Source organism: Methanothermobacter tenebrarum (genome assembly GCF_003264935.1).
GTDB classification, from domain to species: domain Archaea; phylum Methanobacteriota; class Methanobacteria; order Methanobacteriales; family DSM-23052; genus Methanothermobacter_A; species Methanothermobacter_A tenebrarum_A.
In genome coordinates this window covers 16,371-34,700 of sequence record NZ_QLOE01000007.1, presented here as the reverse complement: position 1 = coordinate 34,700, position 18,330 = coordinate 16,371, and the positions used below count along the sequence as shown (strand labels likewise).

Below are 18,330 nucleotides of genomic sequence, written 5' to 3'. Positions count from 1 at the left end.
GGCTAATATTTAAGAAATTGTAATGGGGTATTGGATTAAACCCCAATGGGAAGTTACTCATATATACCTTGAAAATTAGAAAATAAATTTGGTGAATATTATGGTATCCGCCGAAGAGCTGAAAAGAAGATTGGAAGAAAAAAGGAGAAAGGGAGCGGTTGAACCATCAACTCCTCCAAGAGAAGGGGCAGAGGAGCCCATAAAGTATTGCCCTAACTGTAATAGAGAATATGGGCCTGATGCCAATTTCTGCGAAGAATGCGGCACCAAACTCGAAGAAAAACGCTTGGAAGAGGAAAAACCAGCAGCGCCTAGTAAATATGAGGATGTTATTGTTGTAAGTTCAAATCATGTCCCAGGATATCGTGCAGTTGAAACTTTAGGCTTCGTTTACGGTCTTACAGTCAGGAGCAGAGGAATTGGAGGCCAAGTAGGGGCCGGCTTAAGATCTCTAGTTGGGGGGGAAATCAAAGAGTATGTTACCATGATGGAGCATGCACGCCAAGAGGCTATTGATCGCATGATAGAACATGCAAAGGAACTTGGAGCTAATGCTATTATAAGCGCACGATTTGATTCTGATTCCATATCTAATGTCATGCAAGAGATCCTAGCCTATGGTACAGCCGTTATAATAGAAAAAGAATAAAAAGCCCCACGTATTACGTGGTGGGGGTTATAATATTGGGGGTCTTGGAAAAGATAATTAAAACCCTTGAAAAAGAGGTTAAAAGGGACATTGACAGTCAATATTTTTCAGGAGGCCATGGGATCCGCAATTCTCATGATGATTATTTCAAACCCCTTAGGGACGTTGAACCGCATTTAATGGCATTTGTTGACGGTGGGAACAACACTATATTAGAAGCCCCAAGATTCTCCTTACAAGTAAATAGGGTATACTTCAATCTCTTCAAGGGCAAAGAACGTCAAAGACCATCCTCCAGGATACCTGAAAAGATAGAATTTTTCTCTTATCTTAGTGTCCATGATTCAGAGAATGGAGAAGTAGGTAAAGTGAAGATATTCCCACTCTCAGAAGAACATAGAAAGTATCTGCCAATGGAAGAAGATCTTACAGTAACGCTCCCAGGACCCCCAGATTTTTACCAACGAAGTAGAATGTTCTCGGTTGCTCGAAGATTCGCTGAATGGAGCTTCAGCACTCGTATAATAGAAGAGGAACTTGATGATGGTGACATACTTGTGAAAGATGGTTCGCTGGACACATCATTCGAAGGAGAGCGCATATACCTACATAGAATATTAAAAGCCGCTGATAAAATAGGTGTTAACCTTGCAGGCCTTTCAAAAACATGCACATTACCTACACCCACTGGAAATTCTCTAATAGCCTCCATTAGAAAATTGGCAAAAGATAAAAATTATGAAAGATGGTATCATCTCCTAAAACCTAAAGAGGTGAAAGGGCACCTTATAAAGATAATGATTGTTAAATTACATGAACTCTCAGATTATATTTTTAGATTAGACCTCTTCGGCAAAGATGATGAAGCCGAGATAATATCTGCCATTGGAGAAAATACAGTTGACCCCACATTCCCTGGCTACCCATATGGTCTCATAGATGCTGACCTTAACGCAAGGGTACGTATGGATGAAGTGAAAATGTACAAGGCAAGTATATTATCAGGATTACCAGAGGACGTCCTAGAAGAGTTGAAATATCATATAAGGGCGGTTGACGCCCATGAAAAATTAAACAGGATAGCCATGATCAAGGATAAAAAAATTAGATAGGAGGGAATCCAATATCAGTGCCATAGGGCAGATCATAGGAGGAGAAACTTCAAAGATTTTTATAAGAGAAAGGAGTGGTTCAAGGATAGAACTCGGAGATCTACTAGTTGCAGAAGAGGACGATGGCAACTATAGCATCTTACAAGTAAAGGATCTAGTTTATCATTCACAAGTCCCACAGGTCATGAGAGAACTCGCTTCAGGGATTCAACTCGAAAACCGCGGCTCCCAGGTGGAATTTTTAGATGAGGAGCTTAGAAATTATATAATCGCAGAAGCAAAAACCATACTCCAAATACGAAACGGTAAACCACAACTACCCAAGAGACTGCCAAAATTTTTCACCCATGTAAGGCGCATAGAAGATGATGATCTCAAATTTTTAAAAAAGGAAATAGAAGATCCACTCTACTTGGGCAATGTGAGAAGCGGCTCAAAAGAACTTAAAACAAAGATACACGTTAATGCCAGAGAAGCAATACCACACCACATCCTTATACCTGCAACAACAGGCAGGGGAAAAAGTAACCTAGTAAAGGTGATGCTCTGGGAACTCATGGACATAGAAAACATAGGCATGCTAGTCCTCGACCCCCACGACGAATACTATGGCAGAAACGAAAAAGGATTAAAAGACCATCCCAACCAAGAGAAACTCAGATATTATACTCCCGAGATTTCAAAGGTTGAAGGCGAGGCAATTTCCCTTAACATAAACCTTAGATCCATAAGACCGGAACATTTCGATGGTATAGTCGAATTTACAAGCGCACAAAAGGATGCAATAAAACTTTACCATAACAAGTTCGAAGAGAACTGGATACAAAACATTATAAGAGGAGAAAAAGTCGAGAACCAGGAAGGAACCAAGGAAAAAGTAAGTCCCAGCACTCTCAGCGTCCTTCAGAGAAAATTCGATAACATACTCGGCATTTACGAAGAAGAAGGCCGATTAGAATCTCGTGGAGGTGTATTCACAACAGACGCTGGGGATTCAACCATCAAAGATATTATAAAATCCCTAGAAGATGGTGAAATCGTTATAATAGACACCTCACGGCTTATGGGCGAAGCAGAATTACTAGTAGGCAGCATAATCGTCGGAGCATTATTCAACAAATACCAGAAGTACAAAGCAGAAGGGAAATTAGAAGAGAAACCCATAATCGGTATAGTGATCGAAGAAGCCCCAAGAGTCCTTGGCAAAGAAGTCATAGAAAGACAAGGCCATAACATTTACAGTACAATAGCAAGGGAAGGCCGGAAATTCAACATTGGACTCGTGGCCATAACACAACTTGTAACTTTAATCCCCAGGACAATACTTGCGAATATGAACACGAAGATAATCTTGGGAAATGAAATGTCACAAGAACGATCCGAGATCATAGCAAGCGCATCACAAGACTTATCAGATGATAACCGGGCAATAGCAAGTCTTGACAGGGGAGAGGCTATAGTGACTAGCATATTCACAAAATTCGCAGTACCCATCAAAATACCGCTTTTCGAAGAACATGTCAAAGACAAAATAAGTGAAACAAAGGAGAAACCCCCACTCCTATCTCCCGAGGACTTATAAGAGGTGCAGATTATGTATAGATTCGCTCATTTAGCAGACTGTCACCTTGGGGCGCATAGATACACAGAACTTAAAAGGCTAGAACTTGAAAGTTTTGAAAGGGCCATCAAGAGGTCCATCGATTCAAAGGTTGATTTTATCCTAATATCAGGGGATCTATTCCATTCTAACATACCCAATATGGAAGTTGTCAAGGGAGTCGCTAAAATATTAAGAGGTCTCAAAGAGGCTAAAATACCGGTATATGTATGTTATGGGAGTCATGATTACAGTCCAACCAGAACATCAATGATTGACGTGCTTGAAAGCGCGGGTTTACTAAAAAGGGTGGACAAGATCCGCCGAGAAGAAAAAGGGTATACTCTTGATTTTACCGCGGACCCAGTGACTGGGGCGAAACTTACGGGTATATCAGCCCGTAGAATGAGTATGGAAATAGAACAGTTCAGATACCTTGACAGGGGCCCATTAGAAGCCGAGGAAGGGTTTAAGATATTCCTTTTTCATAGTGCCATAACAGAATTTAAACCAGCATATCTTTCAGAGATGGAATCCATCCCATTAAACCTTTTCCCCCAAGGCTTTGATTATTATGCGGGGGGTCACCTACATGAGAGGATAGAAAAATATGAAGAAGATTATGGTCTGATAGTCTATCCTGGGCCATTGTTTGGATCATATGCAACTGATCTTGAAGCAAATGCCAATGGCAAACAGCGGGGATTTTATATTATAGAATTTGATGATACTATCCAGAGTACGAATTTTATGCCATTGGATTTTGTTAAATATGCCTATTTTGAATATGATGTTACAGGTAAAGGCTCCCAGGAGGCTATGGATGATATAATTTCCAAGCTACAAGTTTGTGATGTTGAGGATAAGCTCGTTATGGTGAAGATTTTGGGGGAGCTTTCATCAGGTAAAACAGCCGATATAGATCCTTTAAGGATAAGGAATCTGCTCATGGAGATGGGGGCTTTACATGTTAACATAAACCGGCATGGCCTCAAGCGCCGTGAAAGACGGCGGATAAGGGTTAGGTTTGATCAGGATGCTTCAAAGATTGAAAAGATCCTTTTCAAGGAGAACAGGGAAAACTTGGATGTTCTCAGAGAGTGTGATGTTGATGTTGCCAAGGAACTTTTGGATGTTTTGAAGCGGGATAGGAAACCTAATGAGCGCAGAATAGATTATGAGGATGGGATGTTTCGTGATGCTCTTCGTGTATTGTCACTTGATAAGTCCCTAGGTGATCTTTTATGATCATCAAATCTTTGGAACTTAAAAATATTCGAAGTTATAGGGAGGCGAGGATAGACTTTTCTACTGGTGTTACATTTATTAAGGGTGATATCGGCTCTGGTAAGACAACAATACTTTTAGCGGTTGAGTTCGCCCTTTTTGGTCTTGGCGGTCAACGAGGGGCTGGTCTGCTCCGTCTGGGTTCGAATAGGGGTTATGTGTCCTTAACATTCCAAGTGGATGGTAAAACCTGCACTGTTTATAGGAGTCTTAGAAGGACTAATGGGAGTATAAGCCAGGGTGAATGTTATATTGAGACAGAGAATGGTAGGATGAACTTGAGACCGACAGAGATGAAGGACAAGATACTTGAGAAATTAAAGTATAATGAGCCTTTGAATCCGCGTGCAAAAAGCCGCATTTACAGGTATGCTGTTTTCACCCCACAAGAGGAGATGAAAAATATAATAAACATGAACCCTGAAGATCGGCTTAAGACTATTAGAAAGGCTCTAAGATTGGAAGATTATAAGATAGCCATAAATAACGCTAATATGGTGGCGGCTAGGATTGGAAAAAGGGCTGATGGGCTCAAGGAGAGAATACACGACCTACAAAAATTAAAGGATAAGAAAGATGACAGTGAAGATGAAATGCAAAGGTATGAGCTTTTAATCAGAAAAATAGAAGATGAGAAGGAAAAACTAGAAGAGAAGAGAAAACTTGTAGAATACAACCTCGAAGAGTTAGAAATGAAATATGAAAAGGTAAAATATGCTGAAAGCAAGAAAAAAAGTCTGATAGAGAAGATTAATATTATAAGGGAGCAGATAGAAGAAGCCAAGAAGAAAAATGAGAGGATAGAAGAAGAGTACAGAAGACACATTCTAGAAAAAGAGGAAAAAGAAAAAGAAAAATCAAAACAAGAAAAGAGACTAAAAAGGGTAGAAGAATCCCTAGAAATTATAAAAAGGGGAATAGAGAACATACAAGAAGACTATGAGAACATACTACTAGGCAAAAACCAATTAGAAAACCTGAAAAAACAAAAGCAAGAGCATCTAGAAAGACTTCAAGAAATCCAAAAAGACAACGAAAAAATCAAAAAGGAACAATCCACGATCACCAAAAAAATCAAAAGCTTGGAAAGGATTAAAAAACCATCCACTCAAAGCCTAACAGAAGTCGAAGAAATCATAGAAAAATACAGGAAAAAAATAGGGATAACAGAGGAAAAAATAGGGGAAATCAACGCTAAGATAAATGACTACTCCTCAATAAAAGAAGAAAAAACTTGTCCAACATGCGGAGCCCCAGTCAACCCGTCCAAGATCAAAAAGAAACTCAAAGAAAAACAAGAGCAGAAAAAAGAACTTGAAAAAACAAAAAAAGAATACGAGAGAAAAATAAAAGAAAAAAAGAAGCTCAAAGAAGAAATAAGAGAATATGAAAACGCCAAAAGAGAACTAGAAAGCCTCAAAGAAAAACTAGAAGACAAGGAACAAACCTGCCAAAAAAATAATAAAGCGATAGAAAAAATCCAAGAAAAAACAAAAAATATAAAAAGGATGATAAAAAGCCTAGAAGAGAGCATAAGAGCGAAATCAGGCATACAGGATGAGATGAAACGGCTTAAAACCGAAGAGAGTGAATTAGAGGGTGAGAGAGACAGATTAAAAGAAAAAATAGCCAACATAAAAGCCTCCATAAGATCACATCAAGAAATGATCAAGAAACTAAAACCAACCCAAAACATGGAATACCAAGAAAACAAAAGAATCATAAAGGAAAAAACAAACCAAATAGAATCCGCAAAGGAAAAAATCAAAAAACTAGACAAAATACTAGAGAAAAAAGATAAAATAAAAGAAAAAAGAGACCAAAACCAGAATAAACTAGACCAAATCATGGAAAGGATAAGAGAATGTGAAAATGAACGCCAAAGAAACCTTGGAGCGCTCAAAAGGATAAAAAAAGAAATCAGAGAATTGGAAGAACAGATAAAAGAAAAAGAAAAGATAAAAAGATCCATAAAAAGGCTAAAAGAGTATGTTAAATGGCTCAAAGAATACTTCATACCAACACTACACGACATCGAAACCCATGTAATGCTACAAATGAACCAAGAATTCAACAGCCACTTCCAACGCTGGTTCCAAAAACTCGTAGAAGACAATGAAAAAACAGTGAGAATAGACGAAAACTTCACACCCATCATAGAACAAGGAGGCTACGAACAAGACATAGAGCACCTCAGTGGAGGAGAAAAAACAAGCGTAGCACTAGCATACAGACTAGCACTAAACACCATCATTCAAAGATACTCCTCAATAAAATCAGACATACTCATACTAGACGAGCCAACAGACGGATTTAGTAAAGAACAACTCCTAAAATTCAGAGAAATATTAGATGAATTAGAATGCTCACAGATAATAATAGTATCCCATGAAGAAGAACTAGAAAACCTCGCAGACCACACATTCACAGTAGAAAAAAATGGCGGAATCTCAACAATCCAAACAGGATAAAAAAAGTCTTACTGATTGTAACCCTTATTCTGGTGTCCCATCATGAAATTCGCAGTGATAGGATTAGGCGTCGAAGGCAGAAAAGCCGTTAAATCACTTAGAAAGCGTGGATACGAAGTATACGCCACCGACATCAACACCAACCTAAATTTGGAGGGCCTAGAAGATATTGAAGTAGACTTGGGCTTCCATGACCTGGAAAAAATAAGAGCATGCGACGCCGTAATTCTAAGCCCAAGCCTTTATTCATCACCACTCAAAAAGAAAATAGAAGACAAACTACTCTGCAAAATCCTAGAAGACCACAAAAAACCATATACCATAGGGGTCACAGGAACAAACGGCAAAACAACAACAGCCCTCATGATAACAAAAATACTAGAAAACTGGGGTAAAAAAGTCCTAGTAGGTGGTAACGCTGGAGGAGGATTCCAAGGTTACACAGAACTCATACTAAAAGCCTCAGAAAAAAAATACGATATAATAGTCGTGGAAATATGTGACATGACACTAGATTTTGCGGACCAATGCTTCAACCTAAACCTCATAATCCTAACCAACATAGGCCGAGACCACATGAACCACCACAAAACCATCAAAAACTACAAAAAGAGCCTCAGAAGGTTCATAGAAGGAAAAAAGGTCTTGCTCAACAAGGAAGACCCATTATCACTCCAATTAAAAACCCCAAATTCAATACTATACAGTGCATACAATGGAAAACTCAAATTATTCGGGAAATTCAACAAATTAAACGCTGGAGCTGCCGCGGAAGCGGCCAGACTATTAGGCGCGCCAGAAAGTATAATAAACTCCACTCTAGGTGATTTCGAAGCCCCAAAGGGGCGTATAAAAAATTATAAATTCAATGATGCAAATATCATCATAGGGAAAATCGACAACCCCTCAGCCATGAAAACAATACTACAAGAAACTGATTTTGATATTATATTCCTAGGAACCCCAAGAAAAAACGAAGACTGGAGATTCGAAACACTCCAAGAAATAGGCAAAAAACCCCCAAAAATTTTAGTACTATTCCCAGGCCTCGAAGACACAGTAAATATCAGCCTAGAACATGCAAAGAACTTACCATCAAAAGTGCTAACCGCAAAAGACACCAATGAGATCATCAAATTACTAAAAAATCTTAGCAGGAAATACAAGAGAATACTCATAGGGGGTAATGGACAGAAAAAAATCATAAAAATCCAAGAAGGTATAGAAAAGATGGTGAGACAATGAAAAATAGAAAAATACTAGTGGTCGGCGCAGGGAACGCAGGCAGACCCACTGCAAAACTACTACACCACCTTGGCAATGAAGTGCTAGTCACAGAAATCAAAGAATTCGAAAAATTGCCCCCAAAGGCCAAAAAGAGGATAAAAGAGATGCAAAAAAATGGTATAAGATTCCATTTTGGGGGACATCATCCCAAGGAAATAGAATGGGCAGATTCAATCTTCATTTCACCCAACATCCCCAAAAATTCTATAATATACAAACTAATAAAGAAGACAGAAAAGGAGATCGAGTATATAACACCTTCTATGATTGGGAAGATGCTCAACTCTTTTATTAAAATTCCGATGATAGGGGTGGCGGGCACAGATGGTAAAACCACAACCACAAACATGATAAAACATATCATAGAAGGACAGCATCCCACAATATCCTTTTCATCATTAGAAGATTCCCTTGTCATTGAAGGTCTAGTCGACCTACTAATAGAGAATAAAATAGGTAAGGGCGAATTTGCAGTTTTTGAACTGCCACATGGTACCATAAGGATGACACAAGGCCTTGAATTATGCGCTGGTATTATAACCACCCTCACCCCAGACCACCTCGACGAATTTAAAGATTATAACGATTATATCAAGCGTAACTTTCTCATCAAAGATCTTATCAACCAAAGGGGATTGCTCATACTCAACGGGGACGATCCCATAATAAACAAGCTCACAAGTGAGCTAAAATCGCCCCATATCATCTATAGCGTGGGCAGAAAGAGGAAGGTGGAATTTCATGGTAAAAGTTATGTGACAAGACCTTTACCAGTTGATGTTAAAGCCGAGAATATCAGATTAAACGGTCTCAAAGGATCAGAATTCACCCTCACAATTGGGAGAATACCTACAATCGTCTGTGAAAGGTGTGGGAACATAAAATGTGGATGTGGAGATTTCAGACGAGAATATTTCGGACCATACAAGGAAAGAGTAACTTTGAAGGTTCCAGGGATATTTAATGTTGAAAATGCACTAGCAGCCATTACAACAGGACTCATACTAGGCTTCGACATAGACTATTTAAAAGAGCGTATAGGCCAATTCGAGGGTATAAGAGGTCGTTTCGAGATCATAGGCGAGTTTGATGGTGTTAAAGTTTACATGGACGCTGCTCATAACCCTGAGAGCATGGAAAAATTATTTGATGGCTTGGAATTTGATGGTAGGCTTATAATAAGCCTTGACAACCCCGACACTTTAACAGTCCGGGACAAATTCAAGATAGGCAGAACACTCGCAAAGGCGGCTGACATTCTCATTGTAAGCGCTAAAAATGAAACAACAGAAGAAATAGACTGGAAAGCTGCTGAAGAAGTCGCCAGGGGAGCGAACACCACAAAAACCATAATAGTAGAAAACGTCTACAAATCCATCAAAAAGGCCCTAGAAAATTCTGAAAAAGGGGATACCATAATCCATATGGGTCCTGGTGTTGTTAACGCTTACCAAAACGTGAAAAAGGACATCCAAAGGGCTATAAAAGATTACAAGGAGAACTTCTAAGATGGAGAATATAGTAGTACTTGGGGGTTGCGGGACAGTAGGCAGCCTAATGGCAAGAATACTTGCAAAAAAGGGGATAGTAACAGTCTCAGACATTCGCAAAGAAACACCCCTACGCAAGATCTTCGAAGCAGAAGGCATCAAACTAGACCTCGGAGGCCACAACCCCGAAATAATAAAAGGTGCTGATAAGATAGCAGTAGCGCCAAGCCTATTAGAAAATGAGAATATACTTCAACTCATAAAAGGAAAAAAGATCATAACGGTTGAGGACATCATAGCATCTTGTAAGGTTAAAAAGCCAGTTGTGGGCGTCACTGGGACCAATGGCAAAACCACAACCACAAATATCCTAAAAAACATCCTAAGAGTGGCTGGATACAAGGTTCCTGAACACCATCTTAACATCCAAGGAAATACTGAACTAATACCAGCCCTACAAGCAAGACTAGAAGGTGACATAGCAGTAGTTGAAATAGGAACATTCGGGAGACCAGGTGAGATAAAAAAGACAGCCAAAGACAGTAAAGTCAAAATAGCTATTATAACAAACATTTCAAGGGACCATCTACCACCAGAGGACTTCCCAACATACATAAAATGTAAAAGGGAAATCATAGATGTCGCCCAACACATCATATTAAATGCAGATGATCCAATAGTAGCAAGTTTCGCCAACAACCTCCCAAAAGACAGAGTAACATTCTATGGCATAGAATCACTCAAACACCCATTTGAGGTATTCCCAGAGGATCGAGAATGCCCATACTGTGGCAAACCCCTAAAATACAAGAGGAGATTCCTAGGCCACCTCGGAGACTACTATTGTACATGCGGTTACAAGAGACCGCAACCAGAAGTTAAAGCCACCCAAGTAGAAAAGGACAAGTTCAGATTAAATATAGTAGATGGGACAATTAAACTCAAAATAGGCGGACTTTTCAACGTATATAATAGTCTTGCGGCGGCGGCCGCCAGCCTAACCCTAGGCATAGACCCCAAGTATATAATTAAGGGTATAAGTTCATTCAAGGGTGCCAGCGGAAGACATGAAATAATAAAAGAAAAGCCTAGGATAATTATAGATTATGCTCATAATCCTGCTGGTGTTAGGGCGATAATGCAACTAGTAAAAGAAGAAACTCTTGGAAAGATAATAGTAGTGAATACGATTTCTTCTGAGAGTGGAATAGAAGGTGACAAGGAGATAGCAAGGATACTCTCAAATGCCGACATCGTAATACCTGCATCATATAATGCAAGGAAAGCATCAGCTCATACAAAATCAAGGATCATACATATAAACTCTAGTAGACAAAAAATAAAAAGGGGGACATTGGGGGCAAGCCACCAACAAGTAAAAGAGGCAATCCAAAAAGCCCTGGAATATGCAGATGAAGATGATACTATCCTAATAATAGGAGAAGGGGGTTATAAATATGCTAAGACCATCCTTAAAGGATCCTAGGACCCTGATAGTCATACTAATATTAATAGTTGTTGTAATGGCCCCAATAGACTATCATATACAGAATAGTATACCCCCACAGGATCCTGAGGAGATAAGCAGCCTACCCATAGGAAGTACGGTAGTGAGTGGGATGCAAGTAGCAGACCCTGCCAAGATAAGAAAGGAACCACTAATCATACACCCAGATTATCTAATCGAGAACATAGAAGATAGAGATATAGGCGCGGTCATTTATGGTCTATTCACTGGGACTATGATGACACCAATCAAGGAAATTACGGAGGGTGTTGAAGTTGGTGGAAGAGCCTCCCAATTTGAGGGTCCGGGGATGTTAACAATAAAAGGAGACCAGCTAGTTGTACAACCACCAGCAGACTTCATATGGGCTTACAAGACACCTTACACTTATGCCATTAAAACAAAGGATGGTATAGCTATCATGCAAAAAAATAAGACGATAAAGACGGTATCACCTGAGGGGATAGGTAATATACATTCTGATTATATAAATACCACAGAACTCAAAGAGTGGTACAATGAATCGAAGGTGGGCGACAGGATACCCATAGACTTTTCACTTTCTAATTTTAGTGATGGCAGACTAGAAGTGCCACCCGATCAGATAACTAGATTCTTCGGTGAAAACACGAAAAAATACATGGAACAATACCCTGCAGGCACCCCTATCATGGCTTACATGCGCCATTACAAGGTGGAGGAGATTGCAACAGCCACAAGCCAACTTGAATCCTTCCCAGAATATGATGATATAAACAGGGAATACAATGCAAGAGAATTCGTAAAAGCATGGAACGGTACTATAGTGCCGCCTGGGACAAGTTCATCTGGAAAGGATACAGTCCAGTTCACTTCATCCAGGGATCCGAAGGCCCCCGGTGGGTATGCTTCGCATGGTACATGTCCACCAGCAAGGGCACTTAGGGATGCTGTTGCAAAGGCTGGATTACCCACACCCACAGGTATAAGCTGGGGATACTTCGCCCTCATATATGGTTTCGACCCGGCAACAGATGTTAAAGTATACAATGATGGAAAATATCCCATAATGATAATCATGTGGACTGAAGGATCAGGTCCAAGCATGGTAATATATGCTAAGATACTCAGATTAATACCAACGTGAAATGATGATGGTATCAGGGATTATAACAGCAGCAGGTAAAGGAAAAAGGATGAAAGAGGATATGAAAAAGAGGGGTTTAAAGCCAGTGCACAAACTCTTGCTCAGATTAAATAATAGTACAGTGATAGAAAAGACCATAGCTAATGTCCTAGAGGCTGGCGTGGATGAGTGTATCGTTGTCGTCGGACACCAAAAGGATGATATAGTCCCGGTAATCAGCGACCTAGATGTTAAGATTGTGGAAAACCAGGATGATCTGCCATTGACAGGTTCACTTTTAAATGGTGTGAAGAACTCACGGGGCAGGTTTTGTCTTTGTGTTGCCGGAGACCAGCCAACAGTCACTCCCAAAACTTACAAGAGGATTATTGAAGCGGTAGAAGATGATACCTTGTCGATCCTTGGTAGGGGCTCTTTCGGTCGCTTAGAAGATCCAAGGGGCCTTGGGATGCCATTCGCAGCCACCAGGAAACTCCTACTGGAGTATCTGCCATCCTATAAAGGTAATATCAACCCATTACTTTGGCACCTAATAGAAGATGGTATAAGCTTATATGCTATAAAACCCGTAGATGAGATGGAACTCATTAACCTTAATACTTTCGATGATTATTTAAAAATAAAATTGAGAAACTAGAATTTTTTACCTTCTAGCTCCTCCTCGAGCAAATCTACCCTATCCTGTAGTTCTTCAACTATCTTGGCCAACTTCTCCATTGAAAGCAGAACATCATAGACCCAGCAGGCTATAATCTCGCTCTCAGCCTCTTTCCTATACTTTTTTATCTTTTCGGCTAAGTCACGTGCTTCATCCAATACTTCGGTTATCTCTACCAAAAGACCATCCCCCCATATTTTATGCCATTTCTTCGAGTGCTTCTATTATACAGTCTATGTTTTCGGCTGTTAAACCGACTATGAGTTCATCTTCTTTTATGTCGGAGTATTGTCTTGACCCGCTGCAGGCTAGTGTTATGTTGGCTTCGCCTCTCATGTATGGTCCTGCCACTGCATCTGCACAGATTGATTGTATACCTGCAAAGTCTCCCCTGGCTCTGCCACCTTTGGTATAGACTAGGGCTTGGACTAACCTTAGGGCTTGGGCTGGGTTACAGACCACTATTATAACATCTGGGTCGAATTCTATTTTTTCTAGTGGTGCGTACACTACGGCATAGAATCTTAGATCTATTTTTGGGATTAGGTCTAGTGTTCTTTTCGCGGCTGGGAAACTTGAGAATCGGCCTAGTTCATAGTAGAATTCTCCGGTTTTCACTTTTTCTGGCATTTCATCGGCTCCGATGGCACCTGCTCCTCCTTTGCATTCTTGGTCCTCTGCTAGTGCGTAGAACATTTCGCCCCTGCTTGCTTTCATCACCATTTCACAGTGTCTTGCCGGCTCGCTTATCCTTTCAATGCCTTTGGGCAAGTCTTCTTCGCGGAGCACGAGTTTAACAGCCACTGGGGATCTTTCAAGTCCCAGTTTATCCTTCATTTTCTCGGAGATGGTCCCATAGTCTGTTTTCATTTCATCCCCCCATATGTTATTGGTGGATCTTATATTGTTCGTTATATCTATCTATAACGAACTAATCTATTATACTCGTAGGCCTACCATATTGCCTCCTTTCTATATGTCCACAATCCCTACACTTATAGGTTATCATGACAAAATTTCCCTCAGGATATTCTTCCTCAATTTCAACTGCAACCCCACCACAAACTGAACATTTAACAGTTTCAGGCGCATCCAACCTATAATGTATCAAACCTAACAAACCCCCCAACACACAGAGTAAAAGTATATATTATATTTCCCCCATCTTATATTAATATGAGCACTGAAAAATTTAAGACCGCATTCATAGCATATGTACCAGATGCAGAACCACAAAGGGACAAATGCAAGATCGAAACAAGCCTATATGAACTTACAAGCATCCTAGTAAAAGATGAGGACCAGGCGATAGAAGTATGCCAGGAACTCGTCAAACAAGGAATACATTCAATAATATTATGCCCAGGATTCACACACAAGACAATAGGCAAGATAATAGAAGCTACCGGGGAAAAAGTTGGAATAAGCGTGGCAAGAGGCGATGACAAAAGCACCAAAATAGCGCTAAAGGCCATGGAAGAAGCAGGATGGTTCAAAGAAAAGAGCAAGGAATAAACCCCCCATCAAAAATCCAAAAAAAGACGGGGATCCACCCCCCCAATATTCCGGGAATCAGGCCACCCCCCAAAGGAAAAGTAATAGGGAGGCCTTAAATAGGATCTTATGGGGCTAATCTTATGGGATAATAGTCTCCATGCCCTGGTAAGATTAACAAGCCTCTCCCAGTTTTGTCGATTTTCTTCGCCAATTCTTCTAGTTTTTGCATTTCTTCATGGAATAGCATTGAATTTGCATTGGTGCTTGTCATAAGAAACCTTGGAATATTCAAGAATCTTCTCTCATCACCTTCTAAACTAGGTACATATAACAGATAATCTGCAGTAAACAAGAGCCCCGCATCCTCTGATAAAAAGAAAACCTGCCCTGGTATATGACCCCCAAGACTTTCAAGAACTTTAAAGTGAAGATCCCCCACCTTGAAATTGTCGATTATTGGGAACTCTCCAATTTCGCCTTCCTTTTTTGTCTTGTAGGCCTGCCAGGTCTCTGGAAACTTACATTCTGTGAAATGGTTCACGAGGACCGTGAAGTAATGGTTGAGTTCAAGAAGTGGGGTGTTTGAACCTGCCGCACGATTATCCTCTCTTATAATATCCTTTGCACTTGGGTGCATGAAAACCTTCGCACCATATTCCTCTTGGAAATATCCGCTAAGACCGGCATGATCGGCATCAGCATGTGAAAGGTAGATCCTATTTATCATTGAAGGATCCAAACCATTCTCCTCCAACATAACCTTCACATTATCATAGTATATGCCATAGGAGCCGTCAATCATCACAAGATCATCATCATATTCTAAAAGGTAGATGTTGCCTCCAGTCGGGGGCCTGAAGGCATGTAAGAGTATATCACCCACAGGCAGACTAGGCAATCTCTTATAATGGAATGAGTCCCCCATTTTCGTCCTGGATGATATTGCAAGTGCTAGTATGTTCCCGAATACTTGGCCGGCTTCAAGGTTCCGACCAGCCTCCCTATTAAACTTTAAGAGAGTATCTGAGAGCTTTTTCGAGGTGTTAACGAGCTTTTTTATTTTGTCAACTTCTTTATCGTCTAGTATTTCTCTGAGTTTGAAGTAGAACATTTCAACAAGGTTTAAGCCGATTATCCTATCAGATTCCTCCTTATCAATTCCACTATATTCAAAATTGTAATGATAACCTAGATCATTCAGTTCCCTGGCAAGTTCACTAATCTCCCCAGGATCCTTCACATAAAATGCTATCTCGGCCCTGTTCTCTGATATCATCTCATTATAGACCATGTAGGTTACGTTTGCATCATGTCCTTTGAGTATACGTGCGAAGTCTGCGAGTGTCCCGGGTTTGTTTTCAAGATAAACAGAAACCTTAAGGATATTATCCAAGTTTGTGATTTGGAGATCTTCCTCGTACAATTCCCTGAAGAAACCTTCCCTTGAAAGATCCTTGTAAAGAGGCTTGAATATATTATCCTCGGATTTCCCTTCAACTAGGACACGATTGGGGTGCTCAGACCTATTATAATAAAAATATGAAATGTTTATACCATAATCTGCGAAATAACTGGCGATCTTCGCCAAGGAACCGGGCTTGTCAGGAACATAAACCTTCACCCTACAAAGAAACAAACCATCATCCAAAGACCTCCAAACCTCCAAGACCATAAACCCCCATGATAATATATCAGGCCACAAGAAACATAAAAAATTTAACCACACATAGAGGGATTCAAAGGAATAAACAGACAATGTAATATATCAACCATACAAATAATAATATTATTTATAAATGTGGAAAATATACCATTAGATGCCCACACATAAAAATTTCATATAGGAGGAGTAATTGATGGAAACAACCCTAATATCAACAGTATACTCCATAGAACCAGTCATGATCTGCATAACACAATTCTCACCCAGAAAAGTCGTCCTAATAATGGAAGAAGAACCACCAAAAGAAAAAGAACAAGTACAAAAGATCATAGAAGACACACTAGGAAAATTCATCAAAGTACAAATAAAAGAAACAAGCCTATACGACGTAGTCCAAATAGCCAAGGACACAGTAGACACAATAGACGAAGAAAGAGCAAAAGGAAGAAAAATAGTAGTGAACATAAGCGGAGGAAGAAAAACCCAAGCCCTAGGAGTACTATTCGGATGCTACGCCAGAAACAACGACGTCCAAAGAATAGCCTACGTAACAGAAGAAGAAGGAGAAATAATAGACCTGCCAATACTAAGCTTCGGAATATCCAAGACAAAAAAGAAACTACTAGAAGAACTCAAAAAAGGAGAAACCTCAGTAAAAAACCTCGCCCTAAAACTCGGGATAAGCAGGGGCATGACATACAACCACATAAGAGAACTAAGAAACATGGGATTCATAGACCCCGAAAAACTCGAAATAACATCAGCAGGAGAAATCGCAACACTATAAAAGTGCGGCGTCCGGGATTTGAACCCGGGTCACTGGCTTGGGGGGCCAGTGTCTTAACCAGGCTGGACCAACGCCGCAAAATGCTCCGACCGGGATTTGAACCCGGGTCCTCGGCTCGAGAGGCCGAGATGATTGGCCGGACTACACTATCGGAGCACATATTATTCTAAGTAATATAAAGTTTATAAAATTTTCGGAGACCAAGCCAATGTATGATATAATAATAATAGGAGCAGGACCAGCCGGACTAACAGCAGCAATATACGCCGGAAGACAAGGAAGCAAAACACTCATACTCGAAAAAGGAATAGCAGGAGGAAAAGGACTAGAAGTACCACTCATGGAAAACTACCCAGGATACGAAAAAATACAAGGCCAAAAACTCATACAAAAAATGAAAAAACAAGCAACAAAACATGCAAAACTCAAAGAACTAGAAGAAGTCACAAAAATCGAAAAAAACTCTAAAAACTTTAAAATAGAAACAAAAAAAGACACCTACACAACCAAAACAATAATACTAGCCACAGGCACACGCCACCGAAGACTAAAAATCCCAGGAGAAAAAGAATTCCTAGGAAGAGGAGTATCATACTGTACAACATGCGACGGACCACTATACAAAAACAAAAAAGTCCTAGTAATCGGAGGAGGAAACAGCGCACTACAAGAAGCAATATTCCTACACAAAATAGGATCCAAACCAACAATAATACACAGAAGAGACCAACTAAGGGCTCAAAAATACCTACAAGACCAAATAAAAAAACAAAAAATCCCCATAATCTGGGACACTGTACTAAAAGAGATCAAAGGCAAAGAAAAAGTCCAAGAGGCCATAATAGAAAACAAGAAAACAGGAAAAACCAGCACAATAAAAACCGACGGAATATTCATAGCAATAGGAGAAGAACCCATAAACAAACTAGCAAAAAACCTGGGAATAAAACTAGACAAGGCCGGTTACATAATAACCGACAAACAACAAAGAACCAACATCGAAAGAGTCTATGCGGCCGGAGACATAACCGGCGGCCTCAACCAATGGATTACAGCATGCGCAGAAGGGGCAATAGCAGCAACCACAGCATACAAAGACACACAAAAATAAAACACCTAACATCAAATCTCCAGAGGAAACCAATAACAAAAACTATATCAAAAAAACGCCAACAAGTGAAAATTTAATCTTAAGA

At 40.0% G+C, this 18,330-nt stretch carries 17 protein-coding genes, 2 tRNA genes and 1 pseudogene; 14 read left to right on the top strand and 6 right to left on the bottom strand.

The features are described 5' to 3' along the window. Positions 1–100 precede the first annotated feature (100 nt). From DPC56_RS08510 to DPC56_RS06000, 11 genes and pseudogenes are all read left to right on the top strand, one after another. Positions 101–268: pseudogene (locus tag DPC56_RS08510) on the top strand (zinc-ribbon domain-containing protein); the annotation flags it as partial. A 63-nt stretch (positions 269–331) separates the two neighbouring features. Beyond that, a complete protein-coding gene (locus DPC56_RS08420) occupies positions 332–649 on the top strand; it encodes a heavy metal-binding domain-containing protein (RefSeq protein ID WP_245923939.1) in 318 nt (105 codons plus the stop codon). Positions 650–684: 35 nt separating this feature from the next. Continuing rightward, positions 685–1,761 carry a DNA double-strand break repair nuclease NurA gene (locus DPC56_RS06040; protein WP_112094181.1) on the top strand — a complete coding sequence of 359 codons (1,077 nt, stop codon included), beginning with the start codon at positions 685–687 and terminating at the stop codon, positions 1,759–1,761. Between the two features lie 184 nt (positions 1,762–1,945). Further along, positions 1,946–3,343 carry an ATP-binding protein gene (locus DPC56_RS06035; RefSeq protein ID WP_245923932.1) on the top strand — a complete coding sequence of 466 codons (1,398 nt, stop codon included), beginning with the start codon at positions 1,946–1,948 and terminating at the stop codon, positions 3,341–3,343. Between the two features lie 12 nt (positions 3,344–3,355). Continuing rightward, positions 3,356–4,609: a DNA repair exonuclease gene (locus DPC56_RS06030; protein WP_112094179.1), complete on the top strand. Its 1,254-nt coding sequence runs from the start codon at positions 3,356–3,358 to the stop codon at positions 4,607–4,609. Continuing rightward, entirely contained in the window at positions 4,606–7,119 is a 2,514-nt protein-coding gene (locus tag DPC56_RS06025; RefSeq protein ID WP_112094178.1) for an AAA family ATPase, read from the top strand. The genes DPC56_RS06030 and DPC56_RS06025 overlap by 4 nt, the downstream gene beginning before the upstream one ends. A 42-nt stretch (positions 7,120–7,161) precedes the next feature. Further along, complete coding sequence (locus DPC56_RS06020; protein ID WP_112094177.1) at positions 7,162–8,364, top strand: Mur ligase family protein; 1,203 nt, start codon at positions 7,162–7,164, stop codon at positions 8,362–8,364. Beyond that, entirely contained in the window at positions 8,361–9,914 is a 1,554-nt protein-coding gene (locus DPC56_RS06015) for a Mur ligase family protein (protein WP_112094176.1), read from the top strand. Before DPC56_RS06020 ends, DPC56_RS06015 begins: the two co-directional genes overlap by 4 nt. Position 9,915: 1 nt before the next feature. Then, complete coding sequence (locus DPC56_RS06010) at positions 9,916–11,382, top strand: Mur ligase family protein (RefSeq protein WP_112094175.1); 1,467 nt, start codon at positions 9,916–9,918, stop codon at positions 11,380–11,382. Beyond that, entirely contained in the window at positions 11,354–12,529 is a 1,176-nt protein-coding gene (locus DPC56_RS06005) for a hypothetical protein (protein WP_112094174.1), read from the top strand. Before DPC56_RS06010 ends, DPC56_RS06005 begins: the two co-directional genes overlap by 29 nt. Position 12,530: 1 nt before the next feature. Continuing rightward, positions 12,531–13,166, top strand: a complete 636-nt coding sequence (locus DPC56_RS06000) for a nucleotidyltransferase family protein (RefSeq protein ID WP_245923929.1) — start codon at positions 12,531–12,533, stop codon at positions 13,164–13,166. On the opposite strand, the gene DPC56_RS05995 is transcribed toward DPC56_RS06000, so the two are convergent. The 3 genes from DPC56_RS05995 to DPC56_RS05985 form a co-directional block, all read right to left on the bottom strand. Continuing rightward, the gene (locus DPC56_RS05995) at positions 13,163–13,366 is read right to left on the bottom strand and encodes a hypothetical protein (RefSeq protein ID WP_112094173.1); all 204 of its coding nucleotides are present in this window, start codon (positions 13,364–13,366) and stop codon (positions 13,163–13,165) included. The two genes, DPC56_RS06000 and DPC56_RS05995, sit on opposite strands and share 4 nt — an antisense overlap. Before the next feature lie 19 nt (positions 13,367–13,385). Beyond that, positions 13,386–14,057 (bottom strand): DUF169 domain-containing protein, encoded by a 672-nt coding sequence (locus DPC56_RS05990; protein WP_112094172.1) that lies wholly within the window; start codon positions 14,055–14,057, stop codon positions 13,386–13,388. A gap of 61 nt (positions 14,058–14,118) precedes the next feature. Continuing rightward, a complete protein-coding gene (locus DPC56_RS05985) occupies positions 14,119–14,298 on the bottom strand; it encodes a hypothetical protein (RefSeq protein WP_112094171.1) in 180 nt (59 codons plus the stop codon). A 65-nt stretch (positions 14,299–14,363) separates the two neighbouring features. On the opposite strand from DPC56_RS05985, the gene DPC56_RS05980 reads away from it, so the two are divergent. Continuing rightward, on the top strand, positions 14,364–14,702 hold the full coding sequence (locus DPC56_RS05980; protein WP_112094170.1) for a DUF6506 family protein: 339 nt from the start codon (positions 14,364–14,366) through the stop codon (positions 14,700–14,702). Between the two features lie 106 nt (positions 14,703–14,808). Here DPC56_RS05980 and DPC56_RS05975 read toward each other — a convergent pair whose 3' ends face one another. After that, entirely contained in the window at positions 14,809–16,320 is a 1,512-nt protein-coding gene (locus tag DPC56_RS05975; RefSeq protein WP_220084821.1) for an MBL fold metallo-hydrolase, read from the bottom strand. Positions 16,321–16,540: 220 nt separating this feature from the next. On the opposite strand from DPC56_RS05975, the gene csa3 reads away from it, so the two are divergent. Next, positions 16,541–17,134 (top strand): CRISPR-associated CARF protein Csa3, encoded by a 594-nt coding sequence (csa3, locus tag DPC56_RS05970; protein WP_112094168.1) that lies wholly within the window; start codon positions 16,541–16,543, stop codon positions 17,132–17,134. Positions 17,135–17,137: 3 nt separating this feature from the next. On the opposite strand, the gene DPC56_RS05965 is transcribed toward csa3, so the two are convergent. Both DPC56_RS05965 and DPC56_RS05960 read right to left on the bottom strand, forming a co-directional pair. Then, positions 17,138–17,211, bottom strand: a tRNA-Gly gene (locus DPC56_RS05965). Positions 17,212–17,215: 4 nt separating this feature from the next. Further along, positions 17,216–17,290 (bottom strand) — tRNA-Glu (locus DPC56_RS05960). 52 nt (positions 17,291–17,342) lie between these two features. On the opposite strand from DPC56_RS05960, the gene trxB reads away from it, so the two are divergent. Next, positions 17,343–18,245: a thioredoxin-disulfide reductase gene (gene trxB / locus DPC56_RS05955; RefSeq protein ID WP_112094167.1), complete on the top strand. Its 903-nt coding sequence runs from the start codon at positions 17,343–17,345 to the stop codon at positions 18,243–18,245. Positions 18,246–18,330 lie beyond the last annotated feature (85 nt).

Excerpts from the sequence above, each read along its gene's own strand:
- DPC56_RS06035 (WP_245923932.1), top strand. The coding sequence starts at position 1,946 with ATGAGAGAACTCGCTTCAGGGATTCAACTCGAAAACCGCGGCTCCCAG.
- DPC56_RS06030 (WP_112094179.1), top strand. The coding sequence starts at position 3,356 with ATGTATAGATTCGCTCATTTAGCAGACTGTCACCTTGGGGCGCATAGA.
- DPC56_RS06025 (WP_112094178.1), top strand. The coding sequence starts at position 4,606 with ATGATCATCAAATCTTTGGAACTTAAAAATATTCGAAGTTATAGGGAG.
- DPC56_RS06020 (WP_112094177.1), top strand. The coding sequence starts at position 7,162 with ATGAAATTCGCAGTGATAGGATTAGGCGTCGAAGGCAGAAAAGCCGTT.
- DPC56_RS06015 (WP_112094176.1), top strand. The coding sequence starts at position 8,361 with ATGAAAAATAGAAAAATACTAGTGGTCGGCGCAGGGAACGCAGGCAGA.
- DPC56_RS06010 (WP_112094175.1), top strand. The coding sequence starts at position 9,916 with ATGGAGAATATAGTAGTACTTGGGGGTTGCGGGACAGTAGGCAGCCTA.
- DPC56_RS06005 (WP_112094174.1), top strand. The coding sequence starts at position 11,354 with ATGCTAAGACCATCCTTAAAGGATCCTAGGACCCTGATAGTCATACTA.
- DPC56_RS06000 (WP_245923929.1), top strand. The coding sequence starts at position 12,531 with ATGATGATGGTATCAGGGATTATAACAGCAGCAGGTAAAGGAAAAAGG.
- DPC56_RS05990 (WP_112094172.1), bottom strand. The coding sequence starts at position 14,057 with ATGAAAACAGACTATGGGACCATCTCCGAGAAAATGAAGGATAAACTG.
- DPC56_RS05980 (WP_112094170.1), top strand. The coding sequence starts at position 14,364 with ATGAGCACTGAAAAATTTAAGACCGCATTCATAGCATATGTACCAGAT.
- csa3 (WP_112094168.1), top strand. The coding sequence starts at position 16,541 with ATGGAAACAACCCTAATATCAACAGTATACTCCATAGAACCAGTCATG.
- trxB (WP_112094167.1), top strand. The coding sequence starts at position 17,343 with ATGTATGATATAATAATAATAGGAGCAGGACCAGCCGGACTAACAGCA.